The sequence below is a fragment of the Zobellella maritima genome (genome assembly GCF_003075035.1).
GTDB lineage: Bacteria > Pseudomonadota > Gammaproteobacteria > Enterobacterales > Aeromonadaceae > Oceanimonas > Oceanimonas maritima.
This window is the reverse complement of the sequence record NZ_QCZE01000008.1, coordinates 24,358-40,122: the sequence shown is the minus strand read 5'-3', so window position 1 is coordinate 40,122 and position 15,765 is coordinate 24,358. Positions and strand designations below refer to the sequence as shown.

The window sequence follows — 15,765 nt, the reverse complement described above, 5'->3', positions numbered from 1 at the left end:
ATGCGCAGAGGCTCTTATCACCCGGAGGCGGATGACATCCGCTTCCAGCTACAGACACTCAGGGAGCTGATCCCCTACCTGCTCGAGTATCGCGGACGCATCCTGCTGGCGTTGGGCTGCTTGGTGGCGGCCAAGCTCGCCAGCGTCGGCCTGCCCTTTATCCTCAAATATATCGTCGATGCCATGGATGCCGGTGAAAACCCAGTGCTGGCATTGCCGCTGGGACTGTTGCTGGCCTACGGCACGGTGCGCTTTGCCAATGTGCTGTTCGGCGAGATCCGCGACACCCTGTTCGGCCGGGTGACCGAGCGGGCCATGCGCCGCATCGGGCTGGCGGTATTCAACCATCTGCATACCCTGGAGCTGGACTTTCACCTCAACCGCAGCACCGGCGGCCTGTCGCGGGATATCGAGCGGGGGGTATCGGGGATCAGCTTCCTGATGCGCTTTATGGTGTTCAATATCGTGCCCACCCTGTTTGAAATCGCCATGGTGATCGGCCTGTTGCTGATCAACTATTCCGCCTGGTTCGCCCTGATCACCCTGGCGGCCGTGGTGGTGTATGTGGCCTGGTCGGTGGTGGCCACCGACTGGCGAACCGGTTATGTGCGCGCCGCCAACCAGGCGGACTCCCAGAGCAATTCCCGGGCGGTGGACAGCCTGCTCAATTATGAGACGGTGAAGTATTTCACCAACGAGGGCTATGAGGCCCATCGTTACGACGAGGATCTGGCCCAGTGGGAGCGGGCCCGGCGCCAAAACCGACTGACGTTGTTTGCACTTAACGGCGGTCAGGCGCTGATCATCGGGGTGGCGATGACTGCCATGATGGTGCTGGCGGGGCGCAATGTGGTGGCGGGCACCATGACCCTGGGCGACTTTGTGCTGATCAACGCCTTTATGATGCAGTTGTTTATGCCGCTCAATTTTCTGGGTTTCGTCTACCGGGAGATGAAGGGCTCTATGGCTAATATCGAGCGCATGTTTTCGCTGCTGCGCCGCGCGCCGGCTGTCAGGGATGCTGCGGAGGCATCACCGCTTGCCATCAGCCGGGGCGAGATCGCGTTTCGCGAGGTGAGTTTCGGCTATGGCCCCGACCGGCGGATACTCGACCGGGTCAGCTTTACCGTGCGGCCCCGGCAGAAGGTGGCGGTGGTGGGCGCCAGTGGTTCGGGCAAGTCGACCCTGGTCAAGCTGCTGTTCCGTTTCTACGATGTGGACAGCGGCGCCGTGCTGATCGACGGCCAGGATATCCGCACCGTCAGCCAGGCTTCCCTGCGCCGGGCCATCGGCATAGTACCCCAGGATACGGTGCTGTTTAACGCCTCCATCTACGACAATATCCGTTACGGCCGTATCGATGCCGGCGAGGACGAGGTGAACGAGGCGATCCGGCTGGCGCACCTGGATGAATTCATCTCCCGGCTGCCGGAAGGGCACCACACCCTGGTGGGCGAGCGTGGGCTCAAGCTCAGCGGCGGTGAAAAGCAGCGGGTGGCCATCGCCCGCACCATCCTCAAGCGGCCGCCGATCCTGGTCTTCGACGAGGCCACTTCCTCCCTCGACAGCCGCTCGGAGCGCAGCATACTGCAGGCCATCCGCGAGATATCTCGCGGCCAGACCAGCCTGGTGATCGCCCACCGGCTGTCGACCATAGTGGATGCGGATCATATCCTGGTGATGCAGGACGGCCGCATCGCCGAGCAGGGCAATCACGAACAGCTGCTGGCCAGGGAAGGCCTCTATGCCCAGCTATGGCGGCTGCAACAGCAGCAACGCAAGCAGGCAGGCGAGCAGGTCGAGGCCTCATCGAGCGTGGCGGGTTAACGGTTTACATCCACCACCAGCCGGCCACGGACGCGGCCGGCCAGTAAGTCGTTTGCTGCGGCAATGGTCTCGCCCAGGGCGATTTCCCGGGTGTTTTGCTCAAGCAGGTCGGTGTTCAGCTCCTGAGCCAATCGGACCCAGGCCTGGTCCCGCTCGGCCTGGGGCCGGGTGACGCTGTTAATGCCCAGCAGGGTCACGCCGCGGAGAATAAAGGGTGCCACGGTAGCGGGAAAGTCCATGCCCTGGGCCAGGCCGCAGGCGGCCACCAGGCCGTCTTCCCGGGTCTGGGCGCAGGCATTGGCCAGGGTGTGGCTGCCTACCGAGTCCACCACCCCCGCCCAGCGAGCCTTGGCCAGGGGCTTGCCGGGAGCGGAGAGTTCATCCCTGTGTATGACGTCGGCGGCGCCCAGGGAGGTGAGATAATCCTTTTCCTCCATGCGGCCGGTGGAGGCCACCACCCGGTAGCCTCGTTGAGCCAGCAGCATCACTGCCAGGCTGCCCACGCCGCCGCTGGCGCCGGTCACCAGCACCTCGCCCTTATCCGGAGTCAGGCCATGGCGCTCCAGCGCCATCAGGCACAGCATGGCGGTGTAGCCGGCGGTGCCGATGGCCATGGCCTGGCGGCCGCTCAGCCCCTCCGGCTGCCGGGTCAGCCAGCCCGGTTGTACTTGGGCCCGTTGCGCCAGCCCGCCCCAGTATTGCTCGCCCACGCCCCAGCCATTGAGCAGCACCCGGTCGCCGGGGCGCCACTGCTCACTGTTGCTGTGCTCGACCACACCGGCCAAGTCTACCCCGGGCACCATGGGAAAACGGCGAACAATGGGGCCCTGGCCGGTAATGGCGAGGGCGTCCTTATAGTTGAGGGTGCTCCACTCCACCCGTACCTGCACATCCCCGTCGTGCAAGGCTGCGGGTGCAAGCTGAGTGAGTGCCGCTCGAGTGGATTGATCGTCAGCCTGGCTGACCAGTATGGCGTTGAACATGGCATTCTCCTTTTTAATTTAGACTGGTCGTCTATAAATGGCCGTCAAAAAAAACTCAGCGTGGCAGCCGGGCCAGAAACTCCTGTCCAAACAGCGCCATGGGGGCATCGCTTTGGGCAATACGAGCCCGTTGCACGGCCCCTTCCCAGCCGATCCAGAACAGTTCGGCCAGCCGGCTGCAGTCGGTATCGGGGGCAATGTCACCGCGTTGGGCAGCCAGCCGCAGGCAGGCCGCCAGGCGTTGCTCCCAGCTTTTCAGGGTGTTCAGCAGCAGTTCGCGGTAGCTGGCCGGCAAAATGGTCACCTCCTGGCACAGGTTGCCCACCAGGCAGCCGCGTCGGAAATCGTGGCGTGCCATGCCGACCATGGCGTCCTGCATAAAGTGCTCGATGCGCCGCAGCGGCGGGGTGGCCTCGTCGAGCAGACAGCGATCCAGCTTGGCGGCGAAATAGGCGGCGTAGCGTTCCATCACCGCCTGGCCAAAGGCCTCTTTGCTGTCGAAATAGTGATAGAAGGAGCCCTTGGGCACCCCTACCTGCTTGAGCACCCCCTCGATGCCGGTGGCGACAAAGCCCTGCTCGGTGAGCACGGCCACGCCGCAACGGATCAGGGCGTCGCGGGTGTCCGGGTTGTCACGGGGCTGTTTTGGCGGCCGGCCTCGGCGTTTTGGAGGTGTTGTGTTCATGGAGAGTAATTTAGACCTATCGTCTATAAAAAGCAACGCATGCTCTGCCGGCGGGTTGTGGTACATATGGCTCATAATGGCGGCGGTGGCCGCGAAACAGGAGGAAAAGCATGATTCGGGTCTATGTGGGGCTGGCGCTGTGGTATCTGGTGCTCAGCCTGATCACCTTTGGCGTGTACTGGTGGGACAAGCGGGCCGCCGTTCACGACGGCTGGCGGGTGCGTGAGCTTACCCTGCACCTGCTGGCACTGCTCGGTGGCTGGCCGGGCGGCTGGCTGGCCCTACACCTGCTGCGGCACAAGTCGCGCAAGCCGTCGTTCCGGCTGCTGTTCTGGTTCACCGCGCTGGTCAACCTGGCACTGCCCACCACCTTATGGTGGGGGCGTTGGGGCTAGGCTGTGCTCCGGTACAGGCCGGGTCCTGCCACCGCGGCGTACCGGAGTGTGTCGAATCTAAAACCCGGCCCGGAACCGGCGGTACTGGTTCTGGGCCGCCTCGATGGCGGTGGCCTTGAGCAACACCTTATGCCCCGGGGGGCACTGGGCCAGTCGGGCGCAGGCCAGGGGTGTGAGTGTGCCGAGCCGCGGATAGCCACCTATGGTCTGCCGATCGTTGAGCAGGGCGATGGGCTGGCCGTCGGGGGGGACCTGTACCGCACCCAAGGCAATGCCTTCTGAGATCATCGACTCCAGGGTGCAACGCAGGGTTGGGCCCAGCAGGCGTACACCCATGCGATCGGCCCGGGTGTCCACGGTCCAGGGCGAGTTAAAGGCCCGGAACAGGCTGTCGCCGGTAAAGGCGGCCACCTGGGCACCGGGGATCAGCCCTAGGGTGGCGGGTGCATGGTAATCCGGTCGCTCGGCTTCCGGCACCGTCCGCCGGGTGGGCTCGTCGCCATGGGGCACAAAGGCGAGTCGTTCATCGGCGGCCAACCTGCGGCCGTCACCCTGATGGCCGCCGAGCCCGTCACGGGTGACGCAGGCCACGCTGCCCAGCACCGGCTCGGCAATAAATCCCCCCTTCACCGCCAGATAGGCACGGACTCCGCTTACCGGCATGGCGAAGCGCAGTGTCTGGCCCTGACGGATGCGGAATGCTCGCCAGCAGCCGACCGGCTCGCCGTCCAGGGTGGTACCGAGATCGGCGCCACATAGCGCCAGGGTGCAGTCCTGCTCGGCCTTCAGCTCCAGACCACCCAGGGTGATTTCTAGTGTCGGCGAGCCCCAGGCATTGCCCAGCAGCCAGTTGGCCCAGGCCCAGGCGTGAAGATCGGCGGGGCCGCCCTGGGTGATGCCCAGGCGGCGCACGCCGAAGCGGCCGGCATCCTGTAGTGTGGTCAATGGGCCGGGTTTTACGACCCTGAGGTAACCGTGATGAGTGTGTTGTGTCATAACAGGGATTCCGTAGGCGTGGTATCGCCTCCGAGGCGAATGAATTCGTCCTTGTTGACCGGCACGAAGCGCACTGTATCGCCGACCTTGAGCAGGCTGAGCTCCTGGCTGGCCGGGTCGAACAGCCGGGCCGGGGTGCGGCCGATCAGGTTCCAGCCGCCGGGGGAGGCCTGGGGGTAGGCGGAGGTCTGTCGCCCGGCGAGCGCCACGCTGCCCGCCGGCACCCGCTTGCGGGGGGTACTTAACCTGGGCAACTCCAGCTCTGCCGGCAGCGAGCCCATAAAGGCAAAGCCGGGGGCGAAGCCGAGGGCGAATACCCGGTACAGGTGTTCACTGTGCAGCCGGATAATATGCGGCAGGTCGAAGCCGGTATGTTGTTGCAACAGGGCCAGCTCGGGCCCGACGCTGGGGTCGTACCAGACCGGCAGTTCCTTAACGGCGGCGGCGGCTCCCGTGTCTTTGGCGGTGAGTCCGGCCAGCAGCGACCCCAGCAGATCGGCGGTTTGCTGCGAATCCAGTTGGAGCGGGTCGTAGTGCACCAATACAGTGGTGTAAGACGGCACTATATCGATCAGGTTGTCACCCAGGGCCTGCTCGCAGGCCTCGACCAGGGCGGTAATCCAGGGCATGTTGGCTTCGTCTATGGTGTCGAACAGCCGGATCAGCCAGGCATCGATGCCGGCATTTTCCAGGCGCGGCAGCCCGCTGTCTTGACGGTGCCTCATGCGGCTGACTCCAGCGCCTGACGGATGGCGCGGATGGCGGCAATCGACTCGGGATTGTCGCCGTGCACGCACAGGGTGTCGGCCTGCAGCAGCAGCTCGCTGCCATCGATTGCGGTCAGCGGCTGGCCGAGGGCGATACGTCTGGCCTGCTCGACAATCAGTTCGGAATCATGGTGTACGGCGCCCGGCAGGCGGCGGGATACCAGGAAACCGGCGGCATCGTAGGCCCTGTCGGCGAAGGCTTCGAACCATAGGCTGATGCCGGCCTGGTTGGCCAGTTTCTGTGCCGGGGCCGGATCGGCGGTGGCCATCACCATCAGCGGCAGCCGGGGATCGAAGGCGGCGACCGCACGCATCACCGCCAGCAGCTTGTCGTGGTCCTGCATCATGTCGTTATAGAGGGCGCCATGGGGTTTGACATAGGCAAGCTGGGTACCTTCGGCTCGGCAGATGGCGGCGAGGGCGCCGATCTGGTAGAGCACCAGGTTTTCTATTTCCCGGGGTGAGCAGGCCAGGGAGCGGCGGCCGAAGCCGACCAGATCCGGGTAGGCCGGATGGGCGCCGACCCTGACGTCGTGCTCACAGGCCAGGCGCACCGTGCTGCGCATGATGTCGGGATCTGAAGCATGGAAGCCGCAGGCCACGTTGGCCAGATCCACATGGGGCATGACTTCCTTGTCCAGTCCTATGACCCAGGGGCCAAAGCTTTCCCCCATATCGGCATTGAGCAGCAGTTTGGGCATGGTCGCTCCTTTTAACGTTGTTGTCGGCTCATTATATCCATAGGGGTGACGGCAGGCCCGCCTGTCGTCACCCGAACCGGGTATTCAGCAGCAGTTCTTCTTGAGGGTGGCCCAGTCAACGGCCTGCAGGCGCATGCCGTGGTTACCCTTGTAGGGGGCCGGTTGAGGAGAAGACCAGCCTTCCAGCAGGGCCGGCTCTACCGCATAGATTTCAACGTCCAGCGGATTGCATGTTTCCAGCGGATCGCGGGCTTCCGGTCCCCACAGGTCGATGGACAGATCTCCGCCCGGGCAGCAGGACATGGCGCACAGCAAGTCGATTTCCGCGAAGAATTCCAGGTAATCCCCCTTCTTCGCGGGACAGGCCTTCATAAAGTACTGGTCGTCATCGTTGAGACCGGTGCACTGGAACACGTTGAGCACGTCGTGCACGTCGAGTTCGGTCAGGCCGTAGGGCGCCACCGCCCGGACCAGGTTGGAATGACAGTGGAAGTCAAAATCCTCGCCGGTCAGCAGCTTGTTGACATAGGGATCGCAGCGGGTGCCCAGCAGATCGTGCACCCGGCCGCCATCTTCATCTACTCCGTAGTCGGCCAGGGTGTCATCGATGATGGTGGCCATTGGCCGCAAATAGGGCAGGGTGGACCACAGGCGATCGTAGGTGCTGACATGGGCGCGCTGCAGCTGGCGAGTGCGCGAGGCCCACATCCTTTCCCGCGGGTTATGCAGGTTCCACATGTTGAAATCGCCGACCTGGGGCCCTTCGGTTACCTTGATCCTGAACACGTGCCCGGCCGGTACCACCCAGGCCTGACCATCGCGCATAGGCACAGTGACGGTTTCCACCAGCCGGCGTTCGCCGCGGGCCGCGGTCAACCGATTATAAAATTCCTTATCCACATCCAGGATGGATCCCTTTGTTGCCTGATAAGCGGCAGCTACTTTAGCCATCTTGCTGACTCCTGTTAATAATGATTATTTACTGACCGGGGACGCTTGGTCGGCCGGGTCTTGAGCATGGGGGCCGGTATTTTTCAGCGCGTGCAGCAGAGTTTCGAAACGGGCCTGCTCACGCTTGCCGTCGGTGGCCAGGCTGACCAGAATGATGGCCAGCAGGGCGGCAAAGAAGCCGGGTACCACTTCGAACATGTCAAAGATGCCGGCCGGACCGCCGCTCAGCTGCTTCCAGACTGCCACCACCAGGGCGCCGGTCAGCAGGCCTGAGATGGCACCGAACAGGTTCATCTTCCGCCAGAACAGTGACAGCAGGATCACCGGGCCGAAGGCGGCACCGAAACCACCCCAGGCATAGGAAACCAGATCCAGAATGGAGCTGGTGCGGTCCATGGCCATAAAGGTCGCCAGCAGGGCTACCCCGGCTACGCTCAGGCGGCCGACCCATACCAACTCGTTCTGGCTGGCGGCGGGGCGTAGGAAACCGCGGTAGATGTCTTCGGAGATGGCGCTGGAGCAGACCAGCAACTGCGAATCTATGGTACTCATGATGGCTGCCAGTACACCGGCCAGTACAAAGCCTGCGACCCAGGGATTGAGCATGATCTGCGACAGTTCAAGGAAGACACGCTCGCTGTTTTCCAGCTTGCCGCCGAACCACTGGAAGCCCAGTATGCCCACCGCTACCGCCGAACCCAGGGTAACGGCAGACCAGATCATGGCTATGCGGCGCGAGGTCTTGATGTCTTCGCGTTTGCGTACTGCCATGAAGCGGACAATCACATGGGGCTGGCCGCAGTAGCCGATGGCCCAACCGGCCAGGGACAGCATGCCGACCAGGGTGATGTCATCGAAGAAACCACCCAGTGCCGGGCTGGTCTCGGCCACGGTGTTCCCCTGCTCCGGCAGGGCCAGCCAGGTCATGACGGCGACCGACAGCAGGGCCAGCGACATCATCAGACCCTGTACCAGGTCGGTCCAGGAGGCGGCGAGGAAGCCACCCAGGAAGGTATAGGATACGATGACCAGGGCGCCGAGCCACAGAGCCAGGGTATAATCCACCTCGAACAGGCCTTCGAACAGCACGGCGCCGCCCACCAGGCCGGCAGATACATAGAAGGTAAAGAACAGCAGCATCACCAGGGAGGAGACGGTGCGCAGTATACGGCGGCGGTCATCAAAACGTCGCTCGAGATAATCGGGAATGGTGAGCGCATTGCCGGCGACTTCGGTAAACACCCGTAACCGTTCCGCGATCAGGGTCCAGTTCAGGTACACGCCGATGATGGTCCAGCAGGCGATCCAGGCCTGCCCCAGCCCCTGGGAGAAGATGGCGCCGGGTAGACCCATCAGCGCCCAGCCACTCAGGTCCGAGGCTCCGGCACTGAGCGCGGCCACGCTCGGCGGCAGGTTTCTGCCCCCGAGAATATAGTCGGACAGATTTTTGGTTGCCCGGTAAAAATACAGGCCGATGCCCAGCATCATCAGCAGATACAAACCGAACGAAACCAGCACAGCATTATCCATTTTGAACCTCTTGAATTTTCCTTGTCACTTCAGTGTGCGGTGCTGCCTGCGAGCAATGTATAAACCATGAGCAGGCCATTACCATGAGCCTGAAAGTCTAAATGTGTTTTTTGTTTGTGAAAATTGATATAAATTCGACATTAATGTGAGTTTTATTCAAGTGATGTATGAGCCAGCCGACCCTGTCCGCCCTGAAAACCTTTGATGCCATCGTCCGCACCGGCAGCCTCAAGGGGGCCGCCCAGGAGTTGCACATCACCCAGTCGGCGGTGAGCCATCAGCTGCGCCGGCTGGAAGAAACCCTGGAGAGGAAGCTGGTGGTGCGCAGCGGGCGCGGCATATTGCCGACGGCGGAAGGCAAGCGGCTGGCAGATGGGCTCAGGGAGGGGTTCCAGCGGCTGGAGCTGGCGGTGAGCGAGCTGACCGGCGGGCAAGCAATGCGTCGTCTGCGGATCAGTTGCCTGCCTTCCATTGCCGTGCGCTGGCTGATCCCGCGGCTGAACAAGTTCCGGGAGCAGTATCCGGACATCGCCATCAGCATCCAATATGCCAGTACCCTGCAAGATTCCATCACCGCCGATGCCGATGTGCTGATCACCTGGCGTTACGAGACAGCCGCTCCTGACAGGGATGCCCAGCGGCTGTTTTCGGGGGCGACCTATCCGGTGGCCAGTCCGCTTTACCTGGATCAGGCCGGCCCCTGCCAGACGCCGGCCGACCTGTTGCAGATGGAGTTGCTGCATGACCATTCCTTCCGGCCCTGGCAAACCTGGTTCAAACAGCATGGTCTCTATTCCGGCAGCATGAGCGAAGGGGCCGTCTATCAGGACTTCAACCTGCTCAGTGCCGCCGCCATTGCGGGCCTGGGGATTGCCCTGTGTCCGTTGACGCTGATTGAAACAGAACTGAACCAGGGAACCCTGCGTGTCCTGTTTGACATTCCGGTGAGTGAGCAGCGCATCTACTGGTTGTTTCATCATCCCCAACCGTCCTCGGCGGTGACCACCTTTTGCGAGTGGATTAACGGCGAGGTGGATGCGATATAACCTAAGCTTGATTGAGCTATGACCCACTCCAGGGAGTACCGGGAATGTACAAATTGTTACTACATGGCCTGCTGCTGGCCTTGCTGGCTACCAGCGCTCGTGCCGATATGCGCTTTTCCCCCGAGACGATGCTGGCATGGGAGCCGGAAAGCTTTGTCAGTCATACCGATTACAGCCTGGTCTTTGATCGGCAGCTGCAACGGAAGGTGCTGAGGGCGGCCAGTACGGGGTCGGCATCGGGGCTGTTCCATGAACAGAAAATTGACCTGGACAGCACCCCCTGGCTGAGCTGGATGTGGCGGGTGGAGCAATTCCCGGATGTGGCCAACGAACAGGAGAAGGCCGGAGATGATTTCGCCGTGCGGGTCTATATAGTGGTGCGCGATGGTTGGACCTTCCTCAGCACCAGGGCTATCAGCTATGTCTGGTCTCAGCAGGTAACGGCCAGCCAGAGCTGGCCCAATCCCTTTACCGGTGACAAGGCGATGATGTTGGCACTGCGTAACCGGACCGCCGATAGCGGCTGGATGAGTGAAAAACGCAACCTCAAGGCCGATCTCAAGCAATTTTTCGGCAAGGACTTTCGTTACATAGAGGCGGTGGCCATCATGACCGATGCGGATAACAGCAACAGCCGTGCCATCGGGTATTATGCGGATATCGCCTTTACCAGAGAATAAGCCCCTGCCAGCTACCACTAGGCCCCCGTCGATGAAAAAACTGCTTGTAGCCTTGCTGTTGGTGCTTGGCTTTGCCGGCACCCTGGTCCCGAATCCGCGGCTGGTTCCTTTTCTTTCGGTAGAACAGGTTTCCCCCGATCCCTTGCTGATGGCCTACCAGAATCGGCAGAGCGACCTGCAGGTAGCAGGGAGCGGCCGGGTGGTGCGCCTGCTGGCGGATGACAACAAGGGCACCCGGCACCAGCGCTTCCTGCTGGAGTTGCCGAGTGGCCAGACTCTGCTGATTGCCCATAATATCGATCTGGCTCCGCGCATAAATGGCCTGCAGCCGGGGGATGCGGTGGCGTTCTACGGTGAATATGAATGGAACGACAAGGGCGGCGTGGTGCACTGGACCCACCATGATCCCCGTGGCCGCCATCCGGGAGGCTGGCTGAAACACAAGGGCCGGACGTACCAGTGATGGGGCATCCCTAACCCTTGTCCCCGATATGGCTTACCATGGCTGCTTCCAGCTGGTGGTCGCCGGCATGAGGGTCTGAGGGTGGTCGAATATCGGCATGATGAGCCGTATCCTCCCTGATTACCGCGAATACAAGAGAAACGTACAATGTCAGAACAACAGCAACAGATCGAGCAGACGGCTAACTGGGTTAGGCAGGTTGTCGTGAAATATAATATCTGTCCTTTTGCCAGGAGAGAGGTCGAGCGCGGCAGTATCCGTTATGTAGTGGCCGAAGAGCACAAACTAAAAGCGGTATTGAAGAGATTAAGCGCCGAATGTGAATTTCTGGATCAGAACCCGCAGGTGGAGACGACCCTCTTTATCATTCCTCGTGGTTACGAGGGCTTTTATCCCTATCTGGATCTGGTCGATGCCGCCAATGATTTATTGATTAGGCAAGGTTACGAAGGTAAATATCAGCTGGCCAGTTTTCACCCCGATTATTGTTTCGAAGGAGAGCCCCAGGAGGATGCGGCCAATTATACCAACCGCTCTCCCTATCCTACCCTGCACATACTGCGCGAAGCCAGTATGGAGCAGGCCCTGACGAATTATGACGCACCCGAATCCATTCCAGAGCGCAATATCACCTTTACCCGCCGCAAAGGGGGGGAGTTTTTTGCCAGGTTACTGGCCCGGTGTTTCAAGCCTTAAATAACTGATTCCAATACCGACACGGTCGGCAAAGAGAACAGAAATCCGATAAACAGAACCGCCGAGTCACGGCCGGGAAGTGCTCCTGCCATTGCGGCACTTCCGCCATCTGGCGGTCAGTGATGTGGTGGAGCCGCAAGGACGAGGTCATGATGAGTCTGCGTTCGGACGCGCATTCTGTGGCATTATCAGGAACCGCTATTCAGCCTGCCAACCAGGGAGAAAATATGTTAATTGCAAACAATACTCATAATAAGGTAATCGGTTATATCCTGTGGATTTTCGGCTTTATGGGCGCGCATCGGTTTTACTATGGTCGCCCCGTCACCGGTACCCTTTATTTCTTTACCCTTGGGCTGTTTTTTATCGGCTGGATCGTGGATCTGTTTCTTATTCCGTCCATGGACAGAGCGGCCGACCGGCGCTATGTTTCCGGCGGCAAGGATTATAACGTCACCTGGATCCTGCTCACCTTCCTGGGTATTTTGGGTATTCACCGCCTGTATCTCGGCAAATGGCTGACCGCTCTGATCTGGTTTCTTACCGGTGGCCTCTTCCTGATCGGCTATCTTTATGACTACTGGACACTGAACGAGCAGATCGACGAGGTCAACCGCAACCGCTTCCGATAAGGGGCAGCTGATGCCCCTTGTGCCGACAAACTAGCGAACCACCAGCACGGAGGCGTCGGAATGAGCGGCAAAATAGCCGGCATTGGAAGCAAACAGGTGTTCGGCCAGGCCGGGCACGTGGGAGGCCATCACCACCAGATCGGCCCCGCTCTCCCTGGCCGCCTTCAGCAGGGTCTTGTCCAGATCCACCGCCGGGTCATGGCTGATGCAGGCGGCGCTATTGACCTTTTCCAGGCCATATTTCGCCGCCTGCTCCTTGGCAAAGGATCCCAGTTTAGCGCCAAACTCGGCCGGGTTGTGGGCAACGGCGCTGGGGGCGCTGGCTGCCACGCCGACATAGCAGACCGGTATGCCGTAGAGTTTGGCCAGATCGGCTCCGGTTTTCAGTGCCTTTTCGAGCCGTTCGATATGGGCCAGGTCGACAGGAATCATGATTTGCTTGTACATCCGGGTTGCTCCTTATCGGTGAAAGGCCGCTCTCCTGTGAGAACGCCCGTGCTTCTGACAGTATTGCAGATGATTGCCCGGTCCGTGGCCAAGTGTTGTTAGTTCATAATAGTGGCAAGCCGGACGATGGGTATTCGACTATAGCGCGGCCTTAAACTTCACCACATGGTCACCGGGGCAGGGTATATGACCGATAACAACAGCTGGCACACGCGGTCACCGGAGCAAGTGCTGGCCAGTCTCGACAGCACAGCGGCCGGGCTGAGCGAGCAGGAGGCCCAGGCGAGACGGGCTGTATATGGTCCCAACCGGTTACCAGCCCCTCCCGGGCGCAGCCTGTTGATGCGCTTTGTACTGCAATTTCACAATATCCTGATTTATGTGCTGCTGGCCGCGGCGGGGATCACTGCTTTTCTTGACCATCTGTTGGATATGTCGGTGATCCTGGCGGTGGTGGTGGTCAATGCCATCATCGGTTTTATCCAGGAGGGCAAGGCAGAAAAGGCAATGGATGCCATCCGCCATATGCTGGTGCCCCGTGCGCCAGTGCTGAGAGGCGGTCAGCGGCACACGGTGGCGGGTGAAGAGCTGGTGCCGGGCGATATCGTCTTGCTGGAAAGCGGCGACAAGGTGCCCGCTGATCTGCGTTTACTGAAAACCCATGCCCTGCAGATCCAGGAAGCGGTGCTGACCGGAGAGTCCGTTGCCGTCGACAAGCAGACCGCGGCGGTTGGCGCCGACACTCCGCAGGGAGACCGCGCCTGTCTGGCCTTCAGTGGCACGACCGTTACCAGCGGGCAGGGAACGGGCGTGGTGGTCGCCACCGGCGGAGCGACTGAAATCGGTCGCATCAGCGGTTTGCTGTCGGAGGTTGACACCCTGACCACACCGCTGGTCGAGCAGATGGGGATTTTCGCCAGGTGGCTGAGCCTGTTCATCCTGGTGGTCTCTGGCCTGATCCTGGCCTTCGGTTTTTTCGTACTGCACCATGACTTCACCGAATTGTTCATGGCTGTGGTCGGGCTGCTGGTGGCGGTCATACCTGAAGGACTGCCGGCGGTGCTGACCATCACGCTGGCGGTGGGGGTGCAGGCTATGGCGCGCCGTAACGCCATTGTCCGCCGTCTGCCGGCCATTGAAACCCTGGGCTCGGTGTCGGTTATCTGTACCGACAAGACCGGCACCCTGACTGCCAACGAAATGAACGTCGCCTCGGTGGCGACCCACGAGCGACTGTATAACGTCGGGGGGGCTGGGTATGAACCAGAGGGTGATATCCGGCTCGACGGTGATGTCGTTGCCGCCGGGACTTGTCCGCCGTTACAGGAGCTGGGCCGCGCCGCAGCCTTGTGCAACGATGCCGAGCTGAAGCTGAGAGACGGGGTATGGTCGGTGGAAGGGGATCCGATGGAAGGTGCACTGCTGGCGTTTTGCGGCAAGGCCGGCCTCAACCAGCTGGAGATACAGAATCGGTGGACCCGTACCGATGTGATCCCCTTTGATGCCCGGCATAAATTCATGGCCACATTGCACCATGATCATGAGAACCACGCCTTTATCTTTGCCAAGGGCGCGCCGGAAATCATGCTATCGATGTGTAGTAAGCAGCGTGTCGGTTTGGCCGGTATGATACCGCTGGATGAGGCCTACTGGCGTGGGCAGGCGGAGCGGATGGCAGAGCAGGGCCAGCGGGTGCTGGCCCTGGCGACCAGGCCGGTACCGCCCGGTCATACGGTGTTGGAGCAGAGCGATGTGGGCGGCAGCCTGATCCTGCTCGGTATCGTCGGGCTGATGGATCCTCCCCGCCCTGAAGCGATAGCGGCAGTGGCGCACTGTCATGAGGCTGGAATCCGCGTAAAAATGATCACCGGAGATCACGCCATCACCGCCGCCGCCATCGGCCGGCAGGTTGGGCTGCAAAACCCGCAGCGTGTGCTGACCGGGGCCGAGCTGCATAGGCTCGACGATGCAGCATTGGGGGCGGCTGTGCTGGACACGGATATTTTTGCTCGTACCAGTCCGGAGCATAAGCTACGTCTGGTGAAGGCATTGCAGGCCCATGGCCTGACCGTTGCCATGACCGGGGACGGCGTGAACGATGCACCGGCGCTCAAGCGTGCCGATGCGGGCATCGCCATGGGACAGAAAGGCAGCGAAGCGGCCAAGGAAGCATCGGATCTGGTGCTGGCCGATGACAACTTCGCCTCCATTGTCGCCGCGGTGCGCGAGGGGCGCACCGTGTACGACAATATCAAGAAGGTGATCAGCTGGACCTTGCCCACCAACGCCGGGGAAGGGGCAACCATCATGGTAGCACTGATGCTGGGCATGGCGCTGCCGATCACGCCCGTCCAGATTTTGTGGGTGAACATGATTACCGCCGTGACCCTTGGTATTACCCTTGCCTTCGAGCCAACGGAAGCCGGCACCATGCAGCGGCTCCCCCGTTCTCGCAACCAGCCGTTGCTGACCGGGGGGCTGGTGTGGAATATTATCCTGGTCAGCAGTCTGTTCCTGTGCGGGGTTTTCGGTATCTACGCCTATGCCATCGATCGGGGATACTCGGTGGAGCTGGCCCGCACCCTGGCCATGAATACGCTGGTGGTGATGGAGCTCTTTCACCTGTTTTTTATTCGCAACATGTACGGCACCTCGTTGACCTGGATGGCCGTGCGTGGGACCAGGGTGGTCTGGCTGGCGGTGATGGTGGTGACGGCCGGACAGTTTGCCGTTACCTATCTGCCGTTCCTGCAACGGGTGTTTGCGACAGAGGCGGTATCACCGGGGGATGGGGTGCTGATTGTCGGGGTCGGGGTGGCGCTGTTTACCCTGGTCGAGCTTGAAAAGCAGATACGTGTCCGGCTTGCCGGGGAACGAAAGGCGCCGCCGGGGGGGGAATAACGGTGTCCTGCTGTTGTGCCCCGCAAGGTGGCGAGTGTTGGTAGCCGGGCAAAACAATCCCGGCA

Annotated in this window: 16 protein-coding genes; 8 read left to right on the top strand and 8 right to left on the bottom strand. The window is 61.3% G+C overall.

The window, feature by feature from the left end; all coding sequences use genetic code 11:
- The gene (locus DCS96_RS18105) at positions 1-1,827 is read left to right on the top strand and encodes an ABCB family ABC transporter ATP-binding protein/permease (protein ID WP_116475817.1); all 1,827 of its coding nucleotides are present in this window, start codon (positions 1-3) and stop codon (positions 1,825-1,827) included.
- Here the strand turns inward: DCS96_RS18105 and acuI are convergent.
- Positions 1,824-2,810 (bottom strand): acrylyl-CoA reductase (NADPH), encoded by a 987-nt coding sequence (gene acuI, locus DCS96_RS18100; protein WP_116475816.1) that lies wholly within the window; start codon positions 2,808-2,810, stop codon positions 1,824-1,826. The two genes, DCS96_RS18105 and acuI, sit on opposite strands and share 4 nt — an antisense overlap.
- A 55-nt stretch (positions 2,811-2,865) precedes the next feature.
- Positions 2,866-3,495: an acrylate utilization transcriptional regulator AcuR gene (acuR, locus tag DCS96_RS18095; RefSeq protein ID WP_116475815.1), complete on the bottom strand. Its 630-nt coding sequence runs from the start codon at positions 3,493-3,495 to the stop codon at positions 2,866-2,868.
- A gap of 110 nt (positions 3,496-3,605) precedes the next feature.
- Here acuR and DCS96_RS18090 point away from each other — a divergent pair, with 110 nt between their 5' ends.
- Complete coding sequence (locus tag DCS96_RS18090) at positions 3,606-3,890, top strand: DUF1294 domain-containing protein (RefSeq protein ID WP_116475814.1); 285 nt, start codon at positions 3,606-3,608, stop codon at positions 3,888-3,890.
- Positions 3,891-3,947: 57 nt separating this feature from the next.
- Here the strand turns inward: DCS96_RS18090 and DCS96_RS18085 are convergent, their stop codons facing one another.
- The 5 genes from DCS96_RS18085 to putP all read right to left on the bottom strand — a co-directional run bounded on the left by DCS96_RS18085 (position 3,948) and on the right by putP (position 8,835).
- Positions 3,948-4,886: a 5-oxoprolinase subunit C family protein gene (locus tag DCS96_RS18085; RefSeq protein WP_116475813.1), complete on the bottom strand. Its 939-nt coding sequence runs from the start codon at positions 4,884-4,886 to the stop codon at positions 3,948-3,950.
- On the bottom strand, positions 4,883-5,611 hold the full coding sequence (gene pxpB, locus DCS96_RS18080; RefSeq protein WP_116475812.1) for a 5-oxoprolinase subunit PxpB: 729 nt from the start codon (positions 5,609-5,611) through the stop codon (positions 4,883-4,885). The genes DCS96_RS18085 and pxpB overlap by 4 nt, the downstream gene beginning before the upstream one ends.
- The gene (locus DCS96_RS18075; RefSeq protein ID WP_116475811.1) at positions 5,608-6,354 is read right to left on the bottom strand and encodes a 5-oxoprolinase subunit PxpA; all 747 of its coding nucleotides are present in this window, start codon (positions 6,352-6,354) and stop codon (positions 5,608-5,610) included. Before DCS96_RS18075 ends, pxpB begins: the two co-directional genes overlap by 4 nt.
- Before the next feature lie 84 nt (positions 6,355-6,438).
- On the bottom strand, positions 6,439-7,305 hold the full coding sequence (locus tag DCS96_RS18070) for an urea carboxylase-associated family protein (RefSeq protein WP_116475810.1): 867 nt from the start codon (positions 7,303-7,305) through the stop codon (positions 6,439-6,441).
- A 24-nt stretch (positions 7,306-7,329) separates the two neighbouring features.
- Positions 7,330-8,835 carry a sodium/proline symporter PutP gene (gene putP / locus DCS96_RS18065; protein WP_116475809.1) on the bottom strand — a complete coding sequence of 502 codons (1,506 nt, stop codon included), beginning with the start codon at positions 8,833-8,835 and terminating at the stop codon, positions 7,330-7,332.
- Positions 8,836-9,002: 167 nt separating this feature from the next.
- On the opposite strand from putP, the gene DCS96_RS18060 reads away from it, so the two are divergent.
- The 5 genes from DCS96_RS18060 to DCS96_RS18040 all read left to right on the top strand — a co-directional run bounded on the left by DCS96_RS18060 (position 9,003) and on the right by DCS96_RS18040 (position 12,352).
- Positions 9,003-9,881 carry a LysR substrate-binding domain-containing protein gene (locus DCS96_RS18060; RefSeq protein WP_116475808.1) on the top strand — a complete coding sequence of 293 codons (879 nt, stop codon included), beginning with the start codon at positions 9,003-9,005 and terminating at the stop codon, positions 9,879-9,881.
- Between the two features lie 44 nt (positions 9,882-9,925).
- Entirely contained in the window at positions 9,926-10,561 is a 636-nt protein-coding gene (locus DCS96_RS18055) for a DUF3047 domain-containing protein (RefSeq protein ID WP_116475807.1), read from the top strand.
- 31 nt (positions 10,562-10,592) lie between these two features.
- Complete coding sequence (locus tag DCS96_RS18050; protein ID WP_116475806.1) at positions 10,593-11,024, top strand: DUF3465 domain-containing protein; 432 nt, start codon at positions 10,593-10,595, stop codon at positions 11,022-11,024.
- A 147-nt stretch (positions 11,025-11,171) separates the two neighbouring features.
- Entirely contained in the window at positions 11,172-11,720 is a 549-nt protein-coding gene (locus DCS96_RS18045) for a DUF1415 domain-containing protein (protein ID WP_116475805.1), read from the top strand.
- A 227-nt stretch (positions 11,721-11,947) separates the two neighbouring features.
- Complete coding sequence (locus tag DCS96_RS18040; RefSeq protein WP_116475804.1) at positions 11,948-12,352, top strand: NINE protein; 405 nt, start codon at positions 11,948-11,950, stop codon at positions 12,350-12,352.
- Between the two features lie 30 nt (positions 12,353-12,382).
- Here DCS96_RS18040 and DCS96_RS18035 read toward each other — a convergent pair whose 3' ends face one another.
- On the bottom strand, positions 12,383-12,799 hold the full coding sequence (locus DCS96_RS18035; protein WP_116475803.1) for a universal stress protein: 417 nt from the start codon (positions 12,797-12,799) through the stop codon (positions 12,383-12,385).
- A gap of 186 nt (positions 12,800-12,985) precedes the next feature.
- Between DCS96_RS18035 and DCS96_RS18030 the strand changes: the two genes are divergently transcribed.
- Positions 12,986-15,700, top strand: a complete 2,715-nt coding sequence (locus tag DCS96_RS18030; protein ID WP_116475802.1) for a cation-transporting P-type ATPase — start codon at positions 12,986-12,988, stop codon at positions 15,698-15,700.
- Positions 15,701-15,765: the final 65 nt, after the last annotated feature.

What these genes read in the sequence shown, in the direction of transcription:
- DCS96_RS18105 (WP_116475817.1), top strand. Translation starts at nt 1, where the DNA reads ATGCGCAGAGGCTCTTATCACCCGGAGGCGGATGACATCCGCTTCCAG.
- acuI (WP_116475816.1), bottom strand. Translation starts at nt 2,810, where the DNA reads ATGTTCAACGCCATACTGGTCAGCCAGGCTGACGATCAATCCACTCGA.
- acuR (WP_116475815.1), bottom strand. Translation starts at nt 3,495, where the DNA reads ATGAACACAACACCTCCAAAACGCCGAGGCCGGCCGCCAAAACAGCCC.
- DCS96_RS18090 (WP_116475814.1), top strand. Translation starts at nt 3,606, where the DNA reads ATGATTCGGGTCTATGTGGGGCTGGCGCTGTGGTATCTGGTGCTCAGC.
- DCS96_RS18085 (WP_116475813.1), bottom strand. Translation starts at nt 4,886, where the DNA reads ATGACACAACACACTCATCACGGTTACCTCAGGGTCGTAAAACCCGGC.
- pxpB (WP_116475812.1), bottom strand. Translation starts at nt 5,611, where the DNA reads ATGAGGCACCGTCAAGACAGCGGGCTGCCGCGCCTGGAAAATGCCGGC.
- DCS96_RS18075 (WP_116475811.1), bottom strand. Translation starts at nt 6,354, where the DNA reads ATGCCCAAACTGCTGCTCAATGCCGATATGGGGGAAAGCTTTGGCCCC.
- DCS96_RS18070 (WP_116475810.1), bottom strand. Translation starts at nt 7,305, where the DNA reads ATGGCTAAAGTAGCTGCCGCTTATCAGGCAACAAAGGGATCCATCCTG.
- putP (WP_116475809.1), bottom strand. Translation starts at nt 8,835, where the DNA reads ATGGATAATGCTGTGCTGGTTTCGTTCGGTTTGTATCTGCTGATGATG.
- DCS96_RS18060 (WP_116475808.1), top strand. Translation starts at nt 9,003, where the DNA reads ATGAGCCAGCCGACCCTGTCCGCCCTGAAAACCTTTGATGCCATCGTC.
- DCS96_RS18055 (WP_116475807.1), top strand. Translation starts at nt 9,926, where the DNA reads ATGTACAAATTGTTACTACATGGCCTGCTGCTGGCCTTGCTGGCTACC.
- DCS96_RS18050 (WP_116475806.1), top strand. Translation starts at nt 10,593, where the DNA reads ATGAAAAAACTGCTTGTAGCCTTGCTGTTGGTGCTTGGCTTTGCCGGC.
- DCS96_RS18045 (WP_116475805.1), top strand. Translation starts at nt 11,172, where the DNA reads ATGTCAGAACAACAGCAACAGATCGAGCAGACGGCTAACTGGGTTAGG.
- DCS96_RS18040 (WP_116475804.1), top strand. Translation starts at nt 11,948, where the DNA reads ATGTTAATTGCAAACAATACTCATAATAAGGTAATCGGTTATATCCTG.
- DCS96_RS18035 (WP_116475803.1), bottom strand. Translation starts at nt 12,799, where the DNA reads ATGTACAAGCAAATCATGATTCCTGTCGACCTGGCCCATATCGAACGG.
- DCS96_RS18030 (WP_116475802.1), top strand. Translation starts at nt 12,986, where the DNA reads ATGACCGATAACAACAGCTGGCACACGCGGTCACCGGAGCAAGTGCTG.